We start from the raw sequence: 18,917 nt of genomic DNA, 5'->3' as shown, positions 1-18,917 counted from the left end.
CGACTCGGTGCCGGGTCGCCCTACGGAGGCTGATTGGCTAATACTGGATGTATGGCTCGAACAGCTACCAAAGCGCACGAGCATTCCACCCTGACGGTCAAGGGGCGAGACGTCCGGTTGCGCACCATCGGCTTCGTCGTGCTCGCGGCTCTGGCCGTCTGGTTCATCGCCGCCAACACGGCCTCGGTCACCATCCGACTGTGGGTCGCCGATGTCACGCTCCCGCTGTGGACCGTCCTCGCGGGCACCCTCCTGGCGGGGATCGTCCTGGGCCTGCTCATCGCCTATCGGCGCGCTCGCCGCTGATCGTGGGACGCCGACGCAGTCGGCCTGTGTCCCACGATCCGGCTGTGCGGATGTCGTGATCAGTGACCGGACGGCGTGGTCATCATCTGCAGTTGGATGCGCCGGTCTGCCCGGGGCCGGGGTTGGTGCAGGAGTTGTTTCCGGCGCCGCCGTCGTTGGTGTTGGTGCCAGGGCCGCCGTCGAGGGCGTCGCTGCCGTTGTCGCCCTGGAGGGCGTCGTCGCCGTCGCCGCCGAGGACCCGGTCGCGGCCGTCGTCACCGATGAGGATGTCGCCGTTGCTGCCACCGTTGATGTCGTCGTTGCCGCTGCCGCCTTCGATGCGGTCGTTGCCGGCACCACCGTTGAGCGTGTCGTTGCCCGAGCCGCCGCAGATGAGGTCGTTGCCGCCCTGGCCGTTGACGACGTCGTTCCCGCCGAGCGCGAAGATCACGTCGTCCATCGGGGTGCCGGTGACGACGTCGTTGCGATTGGTGCCGGTGATGGTGGGCGTGGCGGTCGCACAGTCCATGGGGGGCACCTCGTAGGTGATGGTCACTTGCGCAGGCCCCGCGGCGGGTCCGGAGTCGCCGGCCGGAGGGAGGAGGTTCGACCCGCCCCCACCGCCGCCGGGCCCGAAGGTGCCGTCGCTGTTGATCTGCACGCAGCCCCCGCCGCCGAACCAGCCGCCTCCGCCCGCGCCGCCGTAGGTCTCGCCGCCGGTGCCGCCGTTACCGGCCGTGCCGGCGGTACCCGGCGTGCTGCCCGGGGCGCCGCAAGCGGCTCCGCCGGCACCGCCCGCGGTCTGGGTTCCGCCGCCTCCCCCTTGGCCGCTGCTCGGCCGGTCGCCGCCGGCCTGCCCGGTGTCTCCAGCGTTTCCGCCTGTGGCCTGGGGGACGGTGAACACACCGGCCTCCCCGCTTCCTCCGCCTCCTCCACCTCCTCCACCTCCTCCACCTCCTCCACCTCCTCCACCTCCCGCGACGATGATCCGGGGGTCGGTGGCGGAAACACCGGTCAGGACACAGCTCGCATCGGCCGAGCTGCAGGTGCGGACGTCGCTGGCACCGCCGCCGATGCCGCCCGAGTTCGAACCGGCAGTGACCGTGCCGATGCCGACGTTGACGTAGAGGGTGGTGCCGGGCGCTGCGGTGAGGGGGCCGCTGACGGTGGCGCCGATCCCGCCCGCGCCGCCGTCGGACCCGTTCTGGCCAGCGGCGCCGGTGGCGGTGATGTCGAGCTGGGTGACGCCGGCCGGGACGGTGAAGGGCTGATCGGCGCCCGCAGTGAAGGTGACGGTCACGGGCGCCGCCACGGCAGTCGTCGCCGTGGGCACCACCAGCGCCACCGCTGGGAGGGCCGCCGTGGCGAGCAGGAACGCAGCGCGTCGCCTCCGTGGTCCTCCGCTTCCGTCTCGTCGGAACGCCGCGTGGAACGGGGTCGGTCCCACGATCGTGACTCCTTGACGAAGGCCGCAGCGCCACGGACGCCGGTTGATGCTCCCGCCCCTGTGCGGGACCACCCGACGATCAAGCCACACCGCCCCACGGCGACCTACTGACACACCGTCACACCGCCCCGCCGTCCACCAGCCAGCCGTCAGGCACTCACCCAGGCGGGCCGCCCGGGCAGCTCCACCGGAGACCATCGCCAAGAACGCGGACCCCCGGACGAGCTCGTCGGCCTGCAGTACTCCTTCTCCTACTCCAGCCCTGCCGTCCTTGGGAACAAGCAGGGCGCCTTCGAAGCCGTCATCGCCCCAGGCCGTAACCGTCCCTCCGCTTGAAGAGCCACCGCCCGCCTTCCCGCGCGACGCTCACGACTCGGCAGAGGCCGGCCAGTGGCGGGAGTCGGCCGGTGTGCCACGGTGGAGGTACCCGGTGGGGTCGCGCCCGTAAAGCCGACGCCGCCCCGCCGGGCATCGGCACCGGCACCGGCACCGGCACCCCGATCAGCGCAGGAAGGCCCCGCCGTGAGCAGCACCGGTCTCGAGGGCGAGGACGTCGAGTACGAGGTCGTGCTCCGCTTCCGTCCGGGCGGGCCGGCCGTCCTAGGCGTGTGGTCCACGCCCGAGGTGGCCGACGAGAAGTTCCTGAAGTGGCTCGGGGCACATGAACAGTCCGGCACCGTCCTCACTATCACCGCCACCCTCAGCGGCGGGACGCGCCCGGTGTCGGCGTACACGTGAACGTCCCCACCCGCGTACGGATGAAAAGGGATAGTCGTTGATGCGTTGAGACCCGCTGCTCGGCACTCTGCTGCTTGGTCGGCGAGAGGCGGCGGAAGGCGGTCGGCGATGGTCCTGGATCCGCATCGATGGTTGGAATTGCGGCGCTTCCGGAGTCTGTTGGAGTCCGGGGCGATCAGCCTGTCGGAGGCGGCCCGGGAGACGGGGCTGGATCGGAAGACGGTCGGCAAGTATCTGTCGGCACCGGGTCCGGCGACCCCGCCGCGCCGGTCGCCGAACGGGCGGTCGAAGGCGAGGGGGATCGACGAGTTCGCGCCGCTGGTCGACTCGATACTGCGGGCCGAGATCCTGATGAAGGCCTCGGTGATCCACGGGCGGCTGGTGGCGGAGTACGGGTTCACCGGCCACTACCAGCGCGTCAAGCTCTACGTCCAGGAAGCCCGGCCTCGCATCGCCGAGGAACTCGGCGTCACGCCGAAGGAACTCGCCGGCATGCACCGCCGGTTCGAGGTCATCTCCGGAGCCCAGGCCCAGGTCGACTGAGGCGACGAGGGCAAGATCCTCGCCCACATGGGCATCGGGAAGGTCTACTCCTTCCACATGACGCTGTCGTACTCACGCGACCCGTTCTGCTGCTTCACCACAAGCCAGGACCTCCAGACGTTCTTCGACTGCCACCGCCGGGTCTTCGCCCACTTCGACGGCGTCCCGATGACGATCGTCTACGACCGCACCAAGACCGTCGTCCGCCGCCACGTCGCTCCGAGCGAGGCGGTCCCGCTGCACCCGGAAGCGGTCGGCTTCGCCGGCCACTACGACTTCGACATCGACGTCCTGGCCGCCTACCGGCCCACCGGCAAGGGACGCATCGAACGGCAAGTCCTCATCGTCCGCGACCACGTCCTGTCCGGCCGGCCCTTCTCCTCCGTCGAGGAGATGGACGCCGCCTTCACCACCTGGGCCCCGCAGCGGCGGGCCCAGGCCCACAGGACGCACCAGCAGATCATCGGCGAGCGGGCGGCCCGCGACCACATGGCCCTCAAACCGCTGCCGGAGACTCCGTATCTGGTGGCCGAACGGCATCTGCGGCCGGTCGGCAAGGACTGCCTGGTCGCCTTCGGCGGCAACCTCTACTCGGTGCCCGCCCGCAAGGTCCGACCGCGGCAGCTGGTGGAGATCCGGGCCACAAAATCGCAGATCATGCTGCATTCCACCATCGCGGACGCCAGCGGCGAGACGCTGCTGGCCACCCATCCCCGGGCGATCGGCCGCGGGATCCGCGTCGTCGAAGAGGCCCACTGGGACGGCCTGCCCACCGGCAAAGGACGCCGCACCACCACCGGCGACGTTCTGCCACAGCCCCGCCGTGAACGCCCCCGGGGCGAGGAGGCAGGACCTCTACAGGCCCTGCTGAACCGGGCCGCGGCCACCCGCGTCGAGGCGGCCGCCGTCCGCTGTCGGTCTACGACGAGCTGACCGGAGCCCGCCCCTTCACCACCCGTCCGAGCACGAGGGAAACGTCTTGAGCGAGCTGGTCTCCACCCGCATCCGCAACACGGCCGGCAAGCTCGGCCTTCCTCACCTGGCGGAAACCCTCAGGGCAAGCTCGGCCTTCCCCACCTGGCGGAAACCCTCAGGGAGTACACCCGGCGGGCCGACGAGGGGAAGATGGGCTACCTCTACTCCCTCGACCTGGTCCTGTCCGAGGAACTGGCAGTCCGCGACGATCGCCGCTTCCGCCAGGGTCTGCGGCTCTCGAAGCTGCCGCACCACAAGACGCTCGACGAGTACGACTTCTCCTTCCAGCCCGACCTCGACCCGCGCAAGGTCAAGGGCCTCGCCACCCTCTCGTTCGTCGAGGGCAAGGCGAACGCCGCTCTGCTCGGGCCGCCCGGGGTCGGCAAGACGCACATCGCCGTCGCCTTGGCGGTCGCGGCCTGCCGGGCCGGCTACTCGATCTACTTCACCAGCCTCGACGACATGGTCCGCAACCTCAAGGCCGCCGAGGCCGCCGGGCGTCTGACGAACAAGCTCGGCACCTATCTGCGGCCCGGCGTCCTCGTGGTCGACGAGGTCGGCTACCAGCCCCTCGAACGGGCGGAGGCGAACCTGGTCTTCCAGGTCGTCTCCAAGCGTTACGAGAAGGGCTCGATCATCCTGACCTCGAACAAGACCTTCAGCGAATGGGGCCAGGCCTTCGGCGACGAGGTCCTGGCCACCGCCATCCTCGACCGGCTCCTCCACCACTGTGAAGTGATCTCCATCAACGGCCCCAGCTACCGGCTGAAGAACCGCCTCATGGCCATCGAGCGAGAAAACGACGTCGCCTAGGAAGCCGTCGTGCGCGACAGTCCGTCCTTCCTCAGAGGGGCCGCATCACCTGGGCCAGGCCCTCCGGGGTGTCCTTCACCTCCGGCGGCGGCCCCGGGTTGCCCCGATACGTCACACCGTCGATAGCGACCTTGCCCGTCGCCTCGGGCAGAGGCAGATGCTCAGTCCGACCATCAGCCGGCCCACCGACGAAGGTCACCAGGACAGTGATCGAGTTCGGGTCCATCGAAGCTGTCGTCTCCACACGTTCTACTTCACTCGGGGCTGCCGCACCGTCACCGGAACCACCGCACCCCACGAGCGCAACCAGCAGGCCAACGCAGCACACCATTCTCAGGATCTGCATCCACGCATCCTGCCAGGGTCAGGTCAGGCCGCCTACACCAGAGACGATCTTGTGATCTCGGTACAGTCCGGCCACGCACCCTGGCCGTCAACTGGGGACGTTCATCCGTACGCAACTGGGGAGCTGAGGTCGTACGCCGACACCTGGTGAAGAGCCGGCCCCACGAGGGCGGTCTGCAGGCGGCCGCAGCAGCCTGACCCGCCACGGGCCGGGCTGCTTGAGGTGTACGGCTCCGGAGTGATCTCGACCAGACCGCGCTCCCCGGCCGGGCCGTCGACCTTGCGGGGCTTGGCGTCCTCGTGCGAGTCGGTCCGGGGCCACCCGTTGGGCTTCGTGCGGTCCCACATGTCCTGGGTGCAGGTGATCTTGAGGAGGCGACGCCGGCGGCCTTGTTCGACCGTTCCTCGTGCCCGGCGGGCGGTGTGCCGCAGCCGGTCGTGAGGGGCAGGACGGCGGTGAGGGCGGCGGCCGCGGCGCGACGCAGGGAGCTTCGGCGGGGGTTTCGTGTGGTCACCGGCTGATCACGGGGACCGCGCTCGGCACCTGGCGGTGGTTCGGGTGCGGGATCCCCGGACGGGATGAGCGGGCCTGGCCTGGTTGTCCATCGCCGGGCCCGGCATCTGGGCCGCTTGGATCGGGTCGTCGAAGCCCACGAGGGCCGTCTGCGGCTGCCGGCCTCCATGCGCTGAACCAGCAGCCGTCATGGGGCCCCTTCGGTACAGGGTTTATCCCTCTCAGACCGCCCGCAGTATGAGATGGCCTTCCGGGCTACGGCCGGATTGTGCCAGCATGCCGGGCATGCAGCAGCAGCTGATTATCAGCGGCAGCGTGCCGGCACCGAGCCCGAGGGAGTGATCCTCCCCGCGCTCACCGCCCGCACGCAGACCTCTCGCACCTCGCGAGGGGTCTTTTCCGTTTTCCGGCCCCACCACGGCCCCATGAACAGGACCACCACCCATGGAACACACCCGGCTCACCGTCACGCTCCAGCCCGGCCACGGAACACTCGCGCGGCTCGCCGCCACGCTCAACAACCACCACGTGCTGGACCTGACCTACACCACCGCACCGGCGGACACGGCCACGGCCGTCGTATGCGTGGCACAGTCCGACGCCCTGCGCGCGCAGCACAAGCTGCGCAGGCTCGTCGACGTGATCGACGTGACGCCGTCTCCCACAGAGGCGGCAGACGTCCCCCACACCCGTCACGACGCCACCGACGCACCACGTCTGTCAGCGGTCCGCCCGGCGCTCTGAGCGGCATAAAACTGCTGGACGTTGGTGACACATGGGTCTCCGAACAGACGGAGATCTGCCATGCCCCCTTCGCTGCAACAGCAACAGGACCGCCAGGCCCAGCATCCCCTGGCGGTCCTACGCCACTCCGAGGAAGTCACCGGAACGTCGCGCTGACCTGTCGCCGTTACGGCATCAGCCGCACCTGCTTCTCCCAGTGGCTGCGCCGTTACCAGTACGAGGGCCTGCGGGACCGCTCCAGCAGGCCCCACCACTGCCCGCACGCCACCGAGGCCGACGTCGTCAACAAGATCGTCTACCTGCGGCGGCACCACCACTTCGGCCCGATGAAGATCAAGATGTACCTCACGCGATACCACGACATCGACCTCGCCTGCTCCGCCGTCTACCCGCATCCTCAAGAAGCTGGGCATGAACCGCCTGCCGGCCTCCCAGCACCACAAACGGCACGACAGGCGCTACAGCCGCTACGAGAAGCAGCAGCCCGGCAACCGAGTCCAGATCGACGTGAAATTCATCGAACCGACCGGCCTCACGGAACAACCACCAGCCGCGGCGCCGGTCACCGGAACCCTGCCCCGGCGGCGGCGGCGCCGGGCGAAGTACTACCGGTTCCCCGCCGTCGACGACTGCACCCGGCTGCGCGTGCTGCGGCTCCACCCCGGTGTGACCAGAAGACCGCCGTGCAGTTCCTCGACTCCGCCCTGGAGCGTCTGCCGTTCCGCGTCGAGGCGATCCAGACCGACAACGGCGCCGAGGAGTTCTCCCGCATGCTCGTCGGCGTCCTCATCGACGACACCGGCGTCTTCAACGACAAGCTCCGCGAGTGGGAGGACCACTCCAACCGCCACCGCCCCCGCGGCGCCCTCGGCGGACAGACGCCCTACGCACGCCTCAAGCAGAAGGCCCAGACCCCCCTGTGACCAAGCTCCGGCAGATGCACACCTAGCGCTTCTCGGTGTTGTCGGAACCCGGCCTGGGCGCGGGCGGCTTGTCCCCGCCCACCAGAACGGCAGCGGTCAGCTGCTGCTCCCTGGTGAACCGTGTCTGCCCGTAGGTGTGCCCGCTGGCCCGGATCCGGGCTTGCCAGACACCTGCCATCGCCGCGGTGACATTGCCGGTGAAGGCCCCGGGCAGTTCCTCGTCGAGTGGCACCCTCATCAGGACACCGTCGGGGCGCTGTACTTCTGCCACCACCTCGGCACGGCCTTCGACCGGCCGTCCGTACTCGGTCAGTGCAGCGTCGAACCGGAGGGTGGCTCCGGGTTCCATGCTCGACTGCGTCAGCCGGGCCCCGAAGCGCAGGTTGCTCCAGGAGCTCACGGAGACGCTGTAGCGCGGGCCATGAGCCGTCAGCCGATCCAGGTCGGCACGGCGTGTCGGGTCCTTTTCGGCCGATGCCCTGCGGGTGTCCGTCTCCTCCCGCAGGGCATCCTCGTCGGCCCGCAGATGCACATGCCACGTTCCGCCGTGTGCGCCGACCCCGACGGGCAGGGGCAACCTGAACCGGCAGAAGATCATGTTGGTCCCGTGCTAGACGCTGACGCCGAGTGCTGCGAGACCGGCTTCCGGGATGACGTCGCCGGCCGGCGTCTCCAGCTTGAGGTCCACTGCCGACACGTCCGTCAGCACGGTGAGGGTGGCCTCGATGTCCGCTTCGGTGAGCTCGAAGGGGACCCGGATGAGCTCCGAGGCGGGAAGGACGCCCGACGGGTCGGTCACCACGCTGTCGTTGCTGGCCGAGGCGAGGATCTGCTGGAAGTACTTGGACACGCGGAAGTAGCTGTCGGTGTCGGTGCCCAGAGCGTCGGTGAGGAGGAGGTAGCCGCCGGTCCCGTTGGTCAGTTTTGTGAGCGCGGACGTACTGACCTCCTGCGCGGCGCCCAGGCCGATGGCGAAGGTACGTGCGTCGATCAGTCCGCTGACCTCGTTCAGGAACTTGGGCTGGTTCTCAAGGCCGTCGGTGAGTACGACGATGGCGTGGTCGGTGAAGGAGGTGCCGTTCGCCGCCAACGTCTGATAGGCGGCTTCCACTCCGTCTCCGATGGAGGTGTCGCCCCCCGGCGCCAGGGCCTCGACCGCTGCCAGGACGTCGGCGCGTTGAACCAGCCCGGGGCCGAAGGGCGCGAGCTTCACCTCGGGGTGGGCGTCCTGGTCGAAACTGACCATCCCGGCCCCGCTGCCGTCGCGGATCAGTTCCACACACCGGGCGGCTGCCTCGTGCAGCATGTCCATGCGGGTGGTACCGGTGCCTGCCGGGCGGCTCATGCTGCCGGACTTGTCCAGGCTGAAGACGACGCCGGTGCTCTGCCGCTCGATCGTGTTGGCTGTGAGGACGAAGTCGAAGACCTGGCCGGTTTCCACACACCGGATCTTCACGGTCCCGCTGGCCGCCGGCCCGGGGGATCCCTCGCCGGTGAAGGCGAACCAGAGCCTCACGAGGTCGAAGGGGTCGCTGTTCACCTCTGGGGTGTGGGTGACCGATGCGCCCAGAGAGGTAAGCGAGTAGGGCGCGGCCAGACCGCTGCCCGGCACCACCTCAAACGTGACCGCGGAGCCCGCCCTGACCCGGAAGGTCGCCGGCCGCCAGGTGGTCTCCAGCGTCGGGACGTTGTAGAAGTGCACCGTGGAGGAGACTGCTTCGACCAGGGGCGGGTCGGTGTCGTAGATGAAGCCGAGGGTGCGCCGGTAGTCCAGAGACCGTGCGGGCGTCGCGTCGGTCGTGACCAGATGTTCCATCGTGTCGCCGAGGTTGTGGCCGAGGGGGCCACCGCTCGCCGGAAGGTAGGGGCTGGTGGGGTGCGCGTGCTGCCAGCGTGCCCACAGACGGTCGACGTTGCAGTGGTGCAGGAAGAAGACGGGATCGTTGGGAGAGGTGCCGGGGCCCATGTCCCCACCGACCCAGATGTGCACCCGGTTGTGCAGCTGCGAGCCGCCGCCCTCCCCGGGGGGGAAACGGGGGAGGATTCCAGCCTTCCAAGCGGTTGCGGAAGCTGCCGACACTCGCTGTTCGCCAGGGCTCCGTGTCGTACACCGGCCAGTTCTGGATGGCGTCCTCCACTTGGGCCTCGGTCGGGAAGAGGACCAGGTCCAAGTCCGGCACGCCGATGGTGCTACCCAACGCCCGGAGGATTCCTCCCGGCCGGGGGACCAGACCTCCCGTGGCGAGATCTTCGATCAGAGCGGTCCATCCCGCGAACGGTCCGGTGGTCACCTCACCGTTGGGGCCGTCACCGTCGCCACCCACGTATACCGGGCCGGCGGCCGGGTCGGTGTTCCACAGTGCCGCCGTGGCGGGGCTGTCCGCGTCGGCAGACCAGTCCCAGTAGGGAAGGGTGACGCGCGGCTTCTTCTTCTGGAGCAGTAGTTCCAGTTCGCGGCAGAAGTACCGGTGCCAGGGCGCGAATGCCGGTCCGCGGTGGGCGGCATTGCGCCTGCTCGGATGCGGTGTCTCTCCCGACGCAGGGGTCTCGGTCATCATCGCGTGGTGATGGCGGCGAATGAAGTCATCGTAACTGCCGTCGGTCTTGATCCCGTTGAGCGCGTCCTGGAAGTCCGCGAGCTCCTGCGGAGTCAGGTTGTAGATGTTCTTACGGATGTTCACTTGTGACCTCCCCCGCCATGGCCGTGGTCATGACCCCCGCCGCCGTTATGGGGGTGTCCCCCTCCGTCGTGCGGGTGCCCGCCGCCGTCGTGCGGGTGACCGCCTCCGTCGTGCGGGTGACCGCCACAGCAGCTCCCGCCGCGTCCGCTCCACGTCCGCCCTTGAGTCTGCAGCAGGGACTCCACCAATGCGTCGATCGTAGGGAACCCGGTGAATTGATTGGCCATTTGGCTGTGGTACTCGCCGTCGAGATAGATGACGTCTACGGGCATACCGTTCAGGCGGAGCTCAATGTCTTCCTTCTCCGCCGTGATCCGGACATCCATCCCCCTGCTCACGTAGTGGCGACTTTGCGGGGTGTCTGGCACATCAGCTCCTTCAGTTAGGTACGCACAGAAGCGCGACTTCCGTGGAAACGTTCGACTTCCGTTGCATAGTGTGACCATCCGAATGGCGCGAGCTTCAGCCGCGCCGCGCAGAATGGGGCTTTCACTCGATAGCTCCATCACAGTGCGTAAACATGGGTCCGATCGGCTCCACGGTCCAGTGAGCTCTTTCAGATGCGAACGTCAGGGCGTCCCCGCGTTCGCCGACCGCGCTTACATCGGCGCCGGCTCCTGGGTGACCACGCCCATCAGGCGGCTTCCTGGCCGGGACCTCACCACGACCCAGCGGACGATCAACCGGGCCCTGCCAGCGGCGCGAGCACCGGTCGAGCGAAGCATCGCAAGGCGGAAATCCTGGCGAACCTCCGCAGAACCCGCTGCAGCCCCCACCACACGACCGCCCTCGCCACAGCCGTCCTCACTCTGGTGTCGGCGTACTCGAGAATGTGCTCAGTGAAGTACGGATGAACGTGCTCAGCGAGATGACAGGCTGTTCGCCCGGCCCGGTGGATGGATCACCAGAGGCCGAAGAACCGTGTCCACCACGTGGGCCGCGCTGCGAAGTGCTCCAGCGCGCTGGGGCCCTCGTAGTCGCTCTCCAGCAGTTCTTCAGGGACGCTCACGTAGCCGAGTTCGGTCAGGGCCTGCTCCACCGTGGCGAGGTCGGCGGGATCCAGCGCACCCTCCTCACGGGCTTCGTCCGTGCCGAGGAAGGCCCCCGGATTGTCGGCGCACACCTCGGCGAGGGAGCCGAACTTGCTCACGCAGACCACGATCCTTGTTCCGCAGATCGTCGCGTCCGCGGGCACGCGGATGCGCCCGTACTCACTGGAGTCCTGGGTGTCCCGCTCGGACTCGCACGGGGTACTGAAGTCCGCTTCGAGTCGACGGACCAGCCTGCTGAACGCGAGGCCGGTCGCGGCGCGGTCGTAGTGCAGTGGTCATTCCAGCCGTTCGGGGTCGTCGAGTTCGCGCAGGAGGGCCAGCAGTTCCGTCTCGCTCATCGCCATCCGCTCATCCTGCCGCCCGGCGGGCGGCAGCAGAGGGGCAGGGGGGCGCGAGCAAGGGCCAGATCCGGAGGTAGTGGCCTAGGCTGCGGTCTCGCGCTCGATGGCTGCGAGACGGTTCTTGAGTCGGTAGCCGGGGCCGTTGAGGGAGACGACGTCGCAATGGTGCAGGAGTCGGTCGAGGATGGCTGTGGCCAGGACTTCGCCACCGAACACCTGTCCCCATTCGCTGAAGGTCTTGTTCGAAGTCAGGATGATCGAGCCCTTCTCGTAGCGCTTCGAGATCACCTGGAAGACCAGGTTCGCCTCAGCGCGTTCAAGGGACCGGTAGCCGACTTCATCGATGACGAGAACGCCGGGCCGGAGGTAGGTGCGGAGCTTGCTGTTGAGTCGGCCGGCGGCTTCGGCGGCCTTGAGTCGGCGGAGCATGTCGTCGAGGGTCGTGGAGCAGACCGAGAAGCCGGCCCGGCAGGCGGCGACCGAGAGAGCGACGGCGATGTGGGTCTTGCCGACCCCGGGCGGTCCCAGCAGGGCCGCGTTGGCCTTGGCCTCGACGAACGCGAGAGTGGCGAGGTCTTTGATCTTCGGGGGATCGGGTTCGGGCTGGAAGGAGAAATCCTACTCGTCGAGCGTCTTGTGGTGCGGCAGCTTGGACAGCCGCAGGTCCTGGCAGAAGCGCCGGTCGTCACGAATGGCGAGTTCCTCGCCGAGGGCGTCTTGATGGCGGGGCTGCGAAGGGATGTCGCCCGTGATGGTCCGTCGGTTCCGGCCGTCGGGAAGACCGTCCCAGTGCTTCTCGTCGACGATGCAGGCTCCGCGGCCGACGGCTCTTGAGTGGGTAGCCGGCAGGGTGTCGCCTTCGACGCCGGGGACGCTGGAATGCAGCGTGAGCTGGTACTTCGTGGCTCTGACTTCCACCAGTCGGCGCGGGCGGACTTGGCAGGCCGGCACCGAGTAGAGGTTCGCGCCGAAGGCGACCAGGAAGTCCTTGCCCACGTAGCGAAGATGCCGCTGGGCGACCACATAGGGCGTCGTCGGCAGGGGTCGTAGGGCCATGTGGTCGCGGATCACGCGATGCCTGATGACTTCGCCGTGGGTGCCGTGGGACTTCGCCCTGCGCAACGGAAGCCAAACGTTGAAAAACGAGGAGTCCTTCGGGATGCCGACGCGGGCGAGGATCTGCCCTTCGTCTCCCCAGTCGACCTGGGCCTGCGCCCCGGGCACGACCTCGAACCTGCAGTGCAGGCCGGCCGGCTCGCCCGGGCTGATGCCCAGTTCCCCGCGATCCATGGCCGGGCCTCCCGCATGGAGAGCTTGACCCGCTGGTAGGTGCCGGTGAAGCCGTACTCGGCCACCAGCCTCTCGTGGACCACGTCACCTTTGATCAGAATCTCGGACCGCCTTCCCATGCCTGTCTCGCATCGTGCCCCCGCCCCTCATGCGGGGGCACGGTCGCAGTCGGCAGGTGGAGGCGTCCCGTGCTGCGCCGGCCCCCTAACGTGGCCATTGGCGGGCGTGTGCGCTGGCCGCGCCGATCGCCGCTCTCGCCGCCCGCTCGACCAGCGAGATCCCGCTTTTCATCGAGGCGTTGTCGCCGCTGAGGACCGACACCAGATATCGGTGCCCCTGGACTGCGACCTGACCGATGCTGTTGATGACCCACAGGTCATCTGTGCTCCGCTGCAGCCAGCCGTTCTTCAGGGCACATCGGGATCCTTGGGGGCTGGCTGCGGAGACTCCCCAGTCCTGGTCCTGCGCGATCTGGCCCATCAGGTCCCGGATGTAGGCACGGGACGTCTGACTCAGCCCTTCGGGCGGACGGGCGGCCATCGGCCCTCGGGAGAAGACCGCGCGCAACAGCTTGACCTGATCCGTTGCCGTGGTCTGGGTGAGTCCCCATCTGACGTCGGGGCCGCCGTACGTCGAGGAAAGCCCCAGCCGTTCGATTGCCGCGTCGAGACCTTCCGCCTCACCGATCGCCTGCCACAGCTCAGTCGCTGCCTCGTTGTCGCTGGTCCGGATCATCTCCTCGGCGTTCTGGCGCTCCGCGGCTGTCAGCTCTCGGTCCTCGTCCTGCGCCTGGAGCAGCAGCGTCGCGAGGATGCCCACCTTGATGATGCTTGCCGTGTTGAATGTCGCGTTCTGTCCGAACGACATGATCTGCTGATCGGCACTGTCCTGGTCGAGCACCGCCACTGCCAGCTGCGCGTGGCCGTCCAGCAGGATGGGCCTGAGCGCCGATGCGAGGGTCGCCCTGCGGTTCTTGTGCGGCGGTGCCGTCGGCCCGGAGGCCGGCATGACTGCCTGTGTCGAAGGAGCCTGCGCCTCGAGGGGCGTGTCGGCGGTGGAACACGCGGCGAGCGCCGCCACGGCGACCGTGGTGGCGGTGCAGATCCTCAGTGTTCGCACGCGCAGGTCGTGCGTCCTGCGCGTCCGGTTCTGTCCGTCGGGCATGGCGGGCGGGCCTCGGTGTTCGTGACTCGGGGTGTTGGGCGCGGGCGGAGGCGCTTGGCTCCTCATCTTTCAAGCCGGGCCCGACCCCGGCCAGGCGAGCCGGTCACGGGCTCGCCCATCCGAGCAACACCACACCCATGTGGCTGAGGGGCGCCACACGACGGGACACGCCCCAGCCCGCCGGCGGTGTCGGTGTACGACTTGCACGATAGGGCCAGAAACGGGGCCGGTCGTCCGGCTGCAGAGCCTCGAACGCCGCGCGGTCGACCACGGTGCCAGCCCCCTGGACGATGACAGGCCAACTCCAGGAGATCCCGCCCGCCCCTCGCCTCTACCGCAGCCGCGCTCACCACGGCGCCCCGAAGGGACTGTTCACGAGTGGGGATGACGTGCATCAACGGGGCCAGGTGGAGATCGCTTCCCGGATCACCAGAGACCGTTTCCCTGCGGGCCGACGGCAGGGGCCGCGAAGTCGGAGCCGTCGCAGACACGGGATCCCCGGAACCAAAGGCTCCCCCTTGGGGGGCCATTCGGACACCGTACGACACGCCCGCTCGGGTGAAGATCGGAACCTTGCTTTGATCATCAGGACGGCGTTGTGTTCGAATCACCAGTCCCGACCCGACGTCAAACGGTGAATCGAGGCAGTTCCATGCGAATCCGCCCGGGTTTTCCTCGGCCCTTCTCATGGCGGTTCTGATGACGCTTCCGCTGAGTGGAAACATCTCGCAGGCGGCGGACATTCATGACACGAAACCCAGTGGATGGCTCTGCCCCGAGGCTTTGACGACACCTGCCCTGCAGAAAACGGCCCCGATGTGTCAAAGGTGATCAAGTGGTTCTTGACAGACTCCACGGGAACGCTGCCCAGAGAGGGGAATCCAAGGTTCGGGCGACAGTACATCACCAAGGCCCCGAAAGGGTACGCGGACGGGTCCGCCGGCGCTCTGATACGCCTTGTCCGCCCGACGTCCGAGCTCCGCTTCGGTGAGAGCTTCGATGATCCCGTGCTGTCGCGCGGCGATCGGGTCGTGAGCTGACCCGGGCGGAGCCGGCGAGGCCCGGAGCAGCCGCCCGGGCGGGTCGGCGAGGACCTGCACGTTCATGCCGTAGCGCTTGCGTTTGCCGGAGCAATAGGGAGTATCGGCGGCGATGCGGCCGGTCGGCAGCAGGGTGAGCAGGGTGCCGACCGAGGATGACGAACGCCTTCTCCCGGATCGTCCGCATCGCCTCGGCCGGGGACGGAGCGAGGACGGCCGGGGCCTCGACGGCCTCACGTATGAGGCGGTGGATGGTCGCGACCCTGATGCCGAACCCGGCGGCCGGCGGGGCGCAGGTGTCACCGCACCGCAGGGAGCCAGGGCGAGCAGGGCTTGTCGCGAGGCGGGAAGGCACCGCCGGCTCGGAAAAGGCTCCTTGATCGCCTCAAGTCGCCGACCGGCAGCTTGCCCTCCGGTCCGCCTGCTCGCCGATCCGGGTGTCCAGCACGATACGGGCAGTCGACTGTCCTTGTCGTCGCCTTCGTCCACGTCAGCCGCGGTGACGGCATGTTCAGGCGTCACGCCTTCGACGTGTGCCGGCTCAGCTCGAGGATGGAGTCGTTGTAGTCGCCGTCGTCGCCGTTCTCGGCGACGACCACCATGAGGTTGTAGGTGCCGATGTCGTAGGGGCCGCCGCAGTTGAGCTTGCTCGGCTGCATCCCGCCGTCACTCCGGCTGTACTCGAACGTGGCGGAGGTCCGATGGACCCGGGCGTGACGGAGCGATGTGACCCGCTCGACTCAACGAACCCCCGACCTCACAGACACGACCGCCCACCCCTCTTCCCAGAGGTTGAAAACACCTCTTGGGTCAGCGGGTGAAGAGCGCGGCGGCGATGGCGACGACGGCGGTGTCACCGGCGACGCGCAGGAGCCTCATCTTGGTGAGTGCGATACGGGCGAGGGTCTGGAGCTGGGGGGCGCGGTGGTCACCGACCAGGGCCTCCGTGATGGCGGACGGGTCGGCGTCTGCCGGACAGATGTACCCGGTGCTGTACTCGGTGCGGTCCTGGCGACCGGTACGGAGGCGGGGGTTGATGACGAGGAGCGCCAGGACCACGCTGACGTTCAGAGCGAGGGCTCCGGGGGCGGTGGGGGCGGGCAGCCGGCCCGTCACCGCCCCCGGAGCCGACGACCTTGGCGGTGATCCGGACGGGCAGCGCGCAGCACGCCGCACAGGCCGGCGCGGGAAGTCCCGCGAGGGCCTTCGGCATGCGGTGGGGGGTCGGTCAGCGCCAGGGTTCGGCATGGCGGTTCTCCTCGGCGAGGTGGGTGAAGGGGATCGGACAGCACGGACGGCAACCGACCGTGATCCACTCCGCTTCAGGCCCTGAAGAAGGGAGACGCGCGCTCCCGGGGCATCCCTGCAGGAGGTAGCGGACGCTGTTCGACTTTGCGACGTTCGCGGATGTCCCTCGGACCGTGGATCGGCAGGACTCCGATGGGAGGGGTTGTTTACCCGGGCGAGATCGGCGCAGACGCTGAGCTGACACAGTCTTTACGCGACGAAGTGGAGAGGCATTATGGGCATCATCGCGTGGATCCTCATCGGTCTGATCGCCGGCGCCATCGCCAAGGCCCTGATGCCGGGCAAGGACCCCGGCGGCATCATCATCACCATGCTCATCGGCATCGCCGGCGGCCTGCTCGGAGGCTGGCTCGGCAAGGTCGTCTTCGGCGTCGACTCCATCGACGGCTTCTTCGAGATATCCACCTGGATCGCCGCCATCGTCGGCTCCGTCATCCTCCTCGCCCTCTACCGCCTCATCACCGGCAACCGCCACACCCACCGCCACGCCTGACCCACCGAAGACACAAGCACCACAGCCCCGAACGGCTCCCTCCCCCGTGGCACACGGGACGGGAGCCGTCGGCATGCCTCCCCCTCCCCACGGCGTGGGAGCGAGGACTGGTTCGATGGCTCCTCGACGGCCCAGCCCGCTTCCCCATCACGGACAAACCGCACTGCTCCACAGGAAGACGGATCAGCCGCGTGCCTGCGTCTGGCGGCCGCGGTCGTCTGTGGGTCTCACGCCCCGTCGGATCCCGCGTTCGCTGGGAACAGGGCGGGCACGACGCAGTGCTCTTGCTCCCGCCCGGGATCGCTAAAGCTACGAAGGGCCTTGGCTGCCCTCTCAGGGCAGTACAACGTTCCCCTGACGGCGTGCGCCTTGTGCTGTGCGCCGGATGCGGTGAGGCGAGCTCAGACCAGCACCCGCGTCGGACGGGCACATGGATGAGCCTCGACAGCAAGCACGGTGTGCTCGTGCCCAGAATCGTCCTGGTGTCTGCCTCCGCGGTTCTCTGGACGGCCTGGTCCAGCCCGCCCTGCGCGTCGAGGACTGCGGCTTCCGCATGCTCCAGGCGAAGGAGTACGCCGCCGTGATGGCGTTCCCGGACACCTACCGGCGACGTGGGTCGAAGCGGGACCGGGTGCGGATGGCGGGCAATGCGGTGCCCTGCAACATGGCGCGCGGTCTGGTCGCCTGTGACGTCGAATCCATCTCGCAGGAGGACCGGTATGACGGCCCGCGTCGTCGGCGTCGAGTTCCAGGGCGGGTGGCGATACGCGGCCACCTGTCCTTGTGGTGGACAGTACGCCTGCCGGGACGCCGACTGGGCGTTCATCGTCGCCATCACCGTCGCCCACACCTGGCTCGAGCAGGGGGCGCGATGAAGAGCGTTCAACCAGTGAGCAGGGTGTCGGAGTCATGCCCCGACACCCGCCCAGGAGTTACGCGGCGTAGATGTAGAAGTACTGGTTGTCGCCGCTGTGGCAGTCCCACAGCCGCGCGGGGGCGCCGTTGTCCGTGCGCCAGTCAGCTATCTCCAGGCACTTCTGGTAGGCGTACGCCCCGTCCATTCTGAGACCGCGATCACCGCGGAACATCTGGTTGAGGCCGTAGTGGCAACCCCACTGGTTGGCGGTCGCACCGTTGTTGCGGTTCCAGCCGCCGATCTCCAGGCACCTGCCGCTGTTGACGTTGATGTAGAAGAACGCGTTGGGGTCGTCCGAGAGGCCGTAGCGGTACCACTTCTGGTTGTCGCCGCCGTGGCAGTCCCACTGCCGGACGGCCGCGCCATCCGCCTTGCTCCAGTCCGCCACCTCAAGACACTTCCCAGAGTGCGCCGCCTGGAGCTTGACGGTGCCCAGATAGATGAAGGACGAGGCCTGGGCCGGAGCGGCCGAGAGGCCGAAGACGAGCCCCAGGGAGGCGGCAAGAACAAGCAGCCCGTGCCTGGCACGGGCGAACGCGGTGAGTTTCATGGTCCTCTGCAATCAAGAAGGAAAATCCGGCGACGGCCGGAAACAGATGATCATGATCGCACAGGTTTTCAGCCAACAGGCCTCCTGACCAGCGCACTTGTGCCATTACATGAACTGCAATCGCTCGGCTCGGCGGAACCGATTCCTCCGCGCTCTCCCGGTGCGCCCTCAAGGCGCCGAGCGCCGAGGGGAGGGCATCCAGGGCGTCTGAAAGGAGGCGCGATGAAGATCCGCATCCGGGGCTACCGGGGCATCCGGCACTGGCGCTACCGGGCCGTCCGCCCCTGCGGCTGGTCCCTCGACACACACGCCGACGCCGCCGTTCCCCTCCTTCCCCTCATCATCCGGGACCACCACATCGAATGCCGGAGGTACACATGAAACTCGACGGCCGTCGGCACCACCTTGCCCGGCTCATCCGGTCCGTCGGCGTGATGTGCACCTACGCCGAAGCACTGGACGTGGTCCGGAAGTTCGAGGGCGCGGGCCGGAAGCAGACCGCTGACGAAATTTTCGCCGCCGCGTTCGACGAAGACGGCCCCGGCACCGAATGGAACCGGTGGGACGCCGCCACCACCCCCGAAGCCTGCGCGAAGCACATACGCCCCAAGGACACCACATGACCCGCCGCCGCATGAGGGGCTACCACCCCGCCGGAGAACACGACCACACTCGCATCTCCACCGACTTCAGGTTCTACCTGACCGCCACCCCGTGCATCCTTGCCGCGCCTCGTACCGAGATCCGGGTATCGC

At 68.3% G+C, this 18,917-nt stretch carries 19 protein-coding genes and 8 pseudogenes; 13 read left to right on the top strand and 14 right to left on the bottom strand.

All coding sequences use genetic code 11. The features are described 5' to 3' along the window. The first annotated feature begins 51 nt into the window (after window positions 1–51). Complete coding sequence (locus tag ACFYUZ_RS35415) at window positions 52–306, top strand: LapA family protein (RefSeq protein ID WP_389316278.1); 255 nt, start codon at window positions 52–54, stop codon at window positions 304–306. 82 nt (window positions 307–388) lie between these two features. Here the strand turns inward: ACFYUZ_RS35415 and ACFYUZ_RS35410 are convergent, their stop codons facing one another. Continuing rightward, a complete protein-coding gene (locus ACFYUZ_RS35410) occupies window positions 389–1,585 on the bottom strand; it encodes a calcium-binding protein (protein WP_389316276.1) in 1,197 nt (398 codons plus the stop codon). Between the two features lie 669 nt (window positions 1,586–2,254). Here ACFYUZ_RS35410 and ACFYUZ_RS35405 point away from each other — a divergent pair. From ACFYUZ_RS35405 to istB (ACFYUZ_RS35395), 3 genes and pseudogenes are all read left to right on the top strand, one after another. Continuing rightward, complete coding sequence (locus ACFYUZ_RS35405) at window positions 2,255–2,470, top strand: hypothetical protein (RefSeq protein WP_389316275.1); 216 nt, start codon at window positions 2,255–2,257, stop codon at window positions 2,468–2,470. Between the two features lie 108 nt (window positions 2,471–2,578). Further along, window positions 2,579–3,996 (top strand): annotated as a pseudogene (gene istA, locus ACFYUZ_RS35400) (IS21 family transposase). A 94-nt stretch (window positions 3,997–4,090) separates the two neighbouring features. Continuing rightward, window positions 4,091–4,801 (top strand): IS21-like element helper ATPase IstB, encoded by a 711-nt coding sequence (istB, locus tag ACFYUZ_RS35395; protein WP_389316358.1) that lies wholly within the window; start codon window positions 4,091–4,093, stop codon window positions 4,799–4,801. Window positions 4,802–4,832: 31 nt separating this feature from the next. Here istB (ACFYUZ_RS35395) and ACFYUZ_RS35390 read toward each other — a convergent pair whose 3' ends face one another. Next, complete coding sequence (locus ACFYUZ_RS35390) at window positions 4,833–5,147, bottom strand: hypothetical protein (RefSeq protein ID WP_389316274.1); 315 nt, start codon at window positions 5,145–5,147, stop codon at window positions 4,833–4,835. Between the two features lie 101 nt (window positions 5,148–5,248). Beyond that, complete coding sequence (locus ACFYUZ_RS35385) at window positions 5,249–5,494, bottom strand: hypothetical protein (protein ID WP_389316272.1); 246 nt, start codon at window positions 5,492–5,494, stop codon at window positions 5,249–5,251. Between the two features lie 610 nt (window positions 5,495–6,104). Here ACFYUZ_RS35385 and ACFYUZ_RS35380 point away from each other — a divergent pair. The 3 genes and pseudogenes from ACFYUZ_RS35380 (at window position 6,105) to ACFYUZ_RS35370 (ending at window position 7,327) form a co-directional block, all read left to right on the top strand. Further along, window positions 6,105–6,404 carry a hypothetical protein gene (locus ACFYUZ_RS35380; protein ID WP_389316270.1) on the top strand — a complete coding sequence of 100 codons (300 nt, stop codon included), beginning with the start codon at window positions 6,105–6,107 and terminating at the stop codon, window positions 6,402–6,404. Then, a pseudogene (locus ACFYUZ_RS35375) lies at window positions 6,401–6,601 on the top strand (hypothetical protein); the annotation flags it as partial. The gene ACFYUZ_RS35380 and the pseudogene ACFYUZ_RS35375, both read left to right, overlap by 4 nt. 486 nt (window positions 6,602–7,087) lie before the next feature. Further along, on the top strand, window positions 7,088–7,327 hold the full coding sequence (locus ACFYUZ_RS35370) for a hypothetical protein (protein WP_389316366.1): 240 nt from the start codon (window positions 7,088–7,090) through the stop codon (window positions 7,325–7,327). Window positions 7,328–7,349: 22 nt separating this feature from the next. On the opposite strand, the gene ACFYUZ_RS35365 is transcribed toward ACFYUZ_RS35370, so the two are convergent. The 3 genes and pseudogenes from ACFYUZ_RS35365 to ACFYUZ_RS35355 form a co-directional block, all read right to left on the bottom strand. Then, window positions 7,350–7,925 (bottom strand): hypothetical protein, encoded by a 576-nt coding sequence (locus ACFYUZ_RS35365; RefSeq protein ID WP_389316268.1) that lies wholly within the window; start codon window positions 7,923–7,925, stop codon window positions 7,350–7,352. 12 nt (window positions 7,926–7,937) lie between these two features. Continuing rightward, window positions 7,938–9,407: a tyrosinase family protein gene (locus tag ACFYUZ_RS35360; RefSeq protein ID WP_389316267.1), complete on the bottom strand. Its 1,470-nt coding sequence runs from the start codon at window positions 9,405–9,407 to the stop codon at window positions 7,938–7,940. Between the two features lie 181 nt (window positions 9,408–9,588). After that, window positions 9,589–10,008: pseudogene (locus tag ACFYUZ_RS35355) on the bottom strand (tyrosinase family protein); the annotation flags it as partial. Window positions 10,009–10,458: 450 nt separating this feature from the next. On the opposite strand from ACFYUZ_RS35355, the pseudogene ACFYUZ_RS35350 reads away from it, so the two are divergent. After that, window positions 10,459–10,862: pseudogene (locus tag ACFYUZ_RS35350) on the top strand (transposase family protein). 47 nt (window positions 10,863–10,909) lie between these two features. On the opposite strand, the gene ACFYUZ_RS35345 reads toward ACFYUZ_RS35350, so the two are convergent. The 7 genes and pseudogenes from ACFYUZ_RS35345 to ACFYUZ_RS35315 all read right to left on the bottom strand — a co-directional run bounded on the left by ACFYUZ_RS35345 (window position 10,910) and on the right by ACFYUZ_RS35315 (window position 16,011). Next, the gene (locus ACFYUZ_RS35345; RefSeq protein WP_389316265.1) at window positions 10,910–11,158 is read right to left on the bottom strand and encodes a hypothetical protein; all 249 of its coding nucleotides are present in this window, start codon (window positions 11,156–11,158) and stop codon (window positions 10,910–10,912) included. 324 nt (window positions 11,159–11,482) lie between these two features. Continuing rightward, a pseudogene (gene istB, locus ACFYUZ_RS35340) lies at window positions 11,483–12,112 on the bottom strand (IS21-like element helper ATPase IstB); the annotation flags it as partial. After that, window positions 12,101–12,801: pseudogene (locus tag ACFYUZ_RS35335) on the bottom strand (IS21 family transposase); the annotation flags it as partial. The pseudogenes ACFYUZ_RS35335 and istB (ACFYUZ_RS35340), both read right to left, overlap by 12 nt. A 94-nt stretch (window positions 12,802–12,895) precedes the next feature. Then, on the bottom strand, window positions 12,896–13,855 hold the full coding sequence (locus ACFYUZ_RS35330; protein ID WP_389316263.1) for a serine hydrolase: 960 nt from the start codon (window positions 13,853–13,855) through the stop codon (window positions 12,896–12,898). A 911-nt stretch (window positions 13,856–14,766) separates the two neighbouring features. After that, a pseudogene (locus ACFYUZ_RS35325) lies at window positions 14,767–15,252 on the bottom strand (transposase family protein); the annotation flags it as partial. A 161-nt stretch (window positions 15,253–15,413) separates the two neighbouring features. After that, window positions 15,414–15,554, bottom strand: a complete 141-nt coding sequence (locus ACFYUZ_RS35320; RefSeq protein WP_389316261.1) for a fucose-binding lectin II — start codon at window positions 15,552–15,554, stop codon at window positions 15,414–15,416. A gap of 151 nt (window positions 15,555–15,705) precedes the next feature. Then, window positions 15,706–16,011: a Pycsar system effector family protein gene (locus ACFYUZ_RS35315; RefSeq protein WP_389316259.1), complete on the bottom strand. Its 306-nt coding sequence runs from the start codon at window positions 16,009–16,011 to the stop codon at window positions 15,706–15,708. A 406-nt stretch (window positions 16,012–16,417) separates the two neighbouring features. Here ACFYUZ_RS35315 and ACFYUZ_RS35310 point away from each other — a divergent pair, with 406 nt between their 5' ends. The 3 genes and pseudogenes from ACFYUZ_RS35310 to ACFYUZ_RS35300 all read left to right on the top strand — a co-directional run bounded on the left by ACFYUZ_RS35310 (window position 16,418) and on the right by ACFYUZ_RS35300 (window position 17,571). Continuing rightward, window positions 16,418–16,696: a GlsB/YeaQ/YmgE family stress response membrane protein gene (locus ACFYUZ_RS35310; RefSeq protein WP_389316258.1), complete on the top strand. Its 279-nt coding sequence runs from the start codon at window positions 16,418–16,420 to the stop codon at window positions 16,694–16,696. Window positions 16,697–17,126: 430 nt separating this feature from the next. Next, a pseudogene (locus tag ACFYUZ_RS35305) lies at window positions 17,127–17,357 on the top strand (DNA cytosine methyltransferase); the annotation flags it as partial. Window positions 17,358–17,415: 58 nt separating this feature from the next. Continuing rightward, complete coding sequence (locus tag ACFYUZ_RS35300) at window positions 17,416–17,571, top strand: hypothetical protein (protein WP_389316364.1); 156 nt, start codon at window positions 17,416–17,418, stop codon at window positions 17,569–17,571. A gap of 57 nt (window positions 17,572–17,628) precedes the next feature. Here ACFYUZ_RS35300 and ACFYUZ_RS35295 read toward each other — a convergent pair whose 3' ends face one another. After that, a complete protein-coding gene (locus ACFYUZ_RS35295; protein ID WP_389316256.1) occupies window positions 17,629–18,162 on the bottom strand; it encodes an RICIN domain-containing protein in 534 nt (177 codons plus the stop codon). A gap of 222 nt (window positions 18,163–18,384) precedes the next feature. On the opposite strand from ACFYUZ_RS35295, the gene ACFYUZ_RS35290 reads away from it, so the two are divergent. Further along, window positions 18,385–18,543 carry a hypothetical protein gene (locus ACFYUZ_RS35290; RefSeq protein WP_389316254.1) on the top strand — a complete coding sequence of 53 codons (159 nt, stop codon included), beginning with the start codon at window positions 18,385–18,387 and terminating at the stop codon, window positions 18,541–18,543. After that, entirely contained in the window at window positions 18,540–18,785 is a 246-nt protein-coding gene (locus ACFYUZ_RS35285) for a hypothetical protein (protein ID WP_389316253.1), read from the top strand. The genes ACFYUZ_RS35290 and ACFYUZ_RS35285 overlap by 4 nt, the downstream gene beginning before the upstream one ends. Window positions 18,786–18,917 lie beyond the last annotated feature (132 nt).

The sequence above is a fragment of the Streptomyces sp. NPDC004266 genome, assembly GCF_042874095.1.
Taxonomy (GTDB): Bacteria; Actinomycetota; Actinomycetes; order Streptomycetales; family Streptomycetaceae; genus Streptomyces.
Note: the sequence above shows the minus strand (reverse complement) of the source record. Positions and strands in the feature narration are given on the sequence as shown.

What these genes read in the sequence shown, in the direction of transcription:
- ACFYUZ_RS35310 (WP_389316258.1), top strand. Translation starts at nt 16,418, where the DNA reads ATGGGCATCATCGCGTGGATCCTCATCGGTCTGATCGCCGGCGCCATC.
- ACFYUZ_RS35380 (WP_389316270.1), top strand. Translation starts at nt 6,105, where the DNA reads ATGGAACACACCCGGCTCACCGTCACGCTCCAGCCCGGCCACGGAACA.
- ACFYUZ_RS35295 (WP_389316256.1), bottom strand. Translation starts at nt 18,162, where the DNA reads ATGAAACTCACCGCGTTCGCCCGTGCCAGGCACGGGCTGCTTGTTCTT.
- ACFYUZ_RS35330 (WP_389316263.1), bottom strand. Translation starts at nt 13,855, where the DNA reads ATGCCCGACGGACAGAACCGGACGCGCAGGACGCACGACCTGCGCGTG.
- ACFYUZ_RS35320 (WP_389316261.1), bottom strand. Translation starts at nt 15,554, where the DNA reads ATGCAGCCGAGCAAGCTCAACTGCGGCGGCCCCTACGACATCGGCACC.
- ACFYUZ_RS35365 (WP_389316268.1), bottom strand. Translation starts at nt 7,925, where the DNA reads ATGATCTTCTGCCGGTTCAGGTTGCCCCTGCCCGTCGGGGTCGGCGCA.
- ACFYUZ_RS35285 (WP_389316253.1), top strand. Translation starts at nt 18,540, where the DNA reads ATGAAACTCGACGGCCGTCGGCACCACCTTGCCCGGCTCATCCGGTCC.
- ACFYUZ_RS35390 (WP_389316274.1), bottom strand. Translation starts at nt 5,147, where the DNA reads ATGCAGATCCTGAGAATGGTGTGCTGCGTTGGCCTGCTGGTTGCGCTC.
- ACFYUZ_RS35415 (WP_389316278.1), top strand. Translation starts at nt 52, where the DNA reads ATGGCTCGAACAGCTACCAAAGCGCACGAGCATTCCACCCTGACGGTC.
- ACFYUZ_RS35300 (WP_389316364.1), top strand. Translation starts at nt 17,416, where the DNA reads ATGACGGCCCGCGTCGTCGGCGTCGAGTTCCAGGGCGGGTGGCGATAC.
- ACFYUZ_RS35290 (WP_389316254.1), top strand. Translation starts at nt 18,385, where the DNA reads ATGAAGATCCGCATCCGGGGCTACCGGGGCATCCGGCACTGGCGCTAC.
- ACFYUZ_RS35385 (WP_389316272.1), bottom strand. Translation starts at nt 5,494, where the DNA reads ATGTGGGACCGCACGAAGCCCAACGGGTGGCCCCGGACCGACTCGCAC.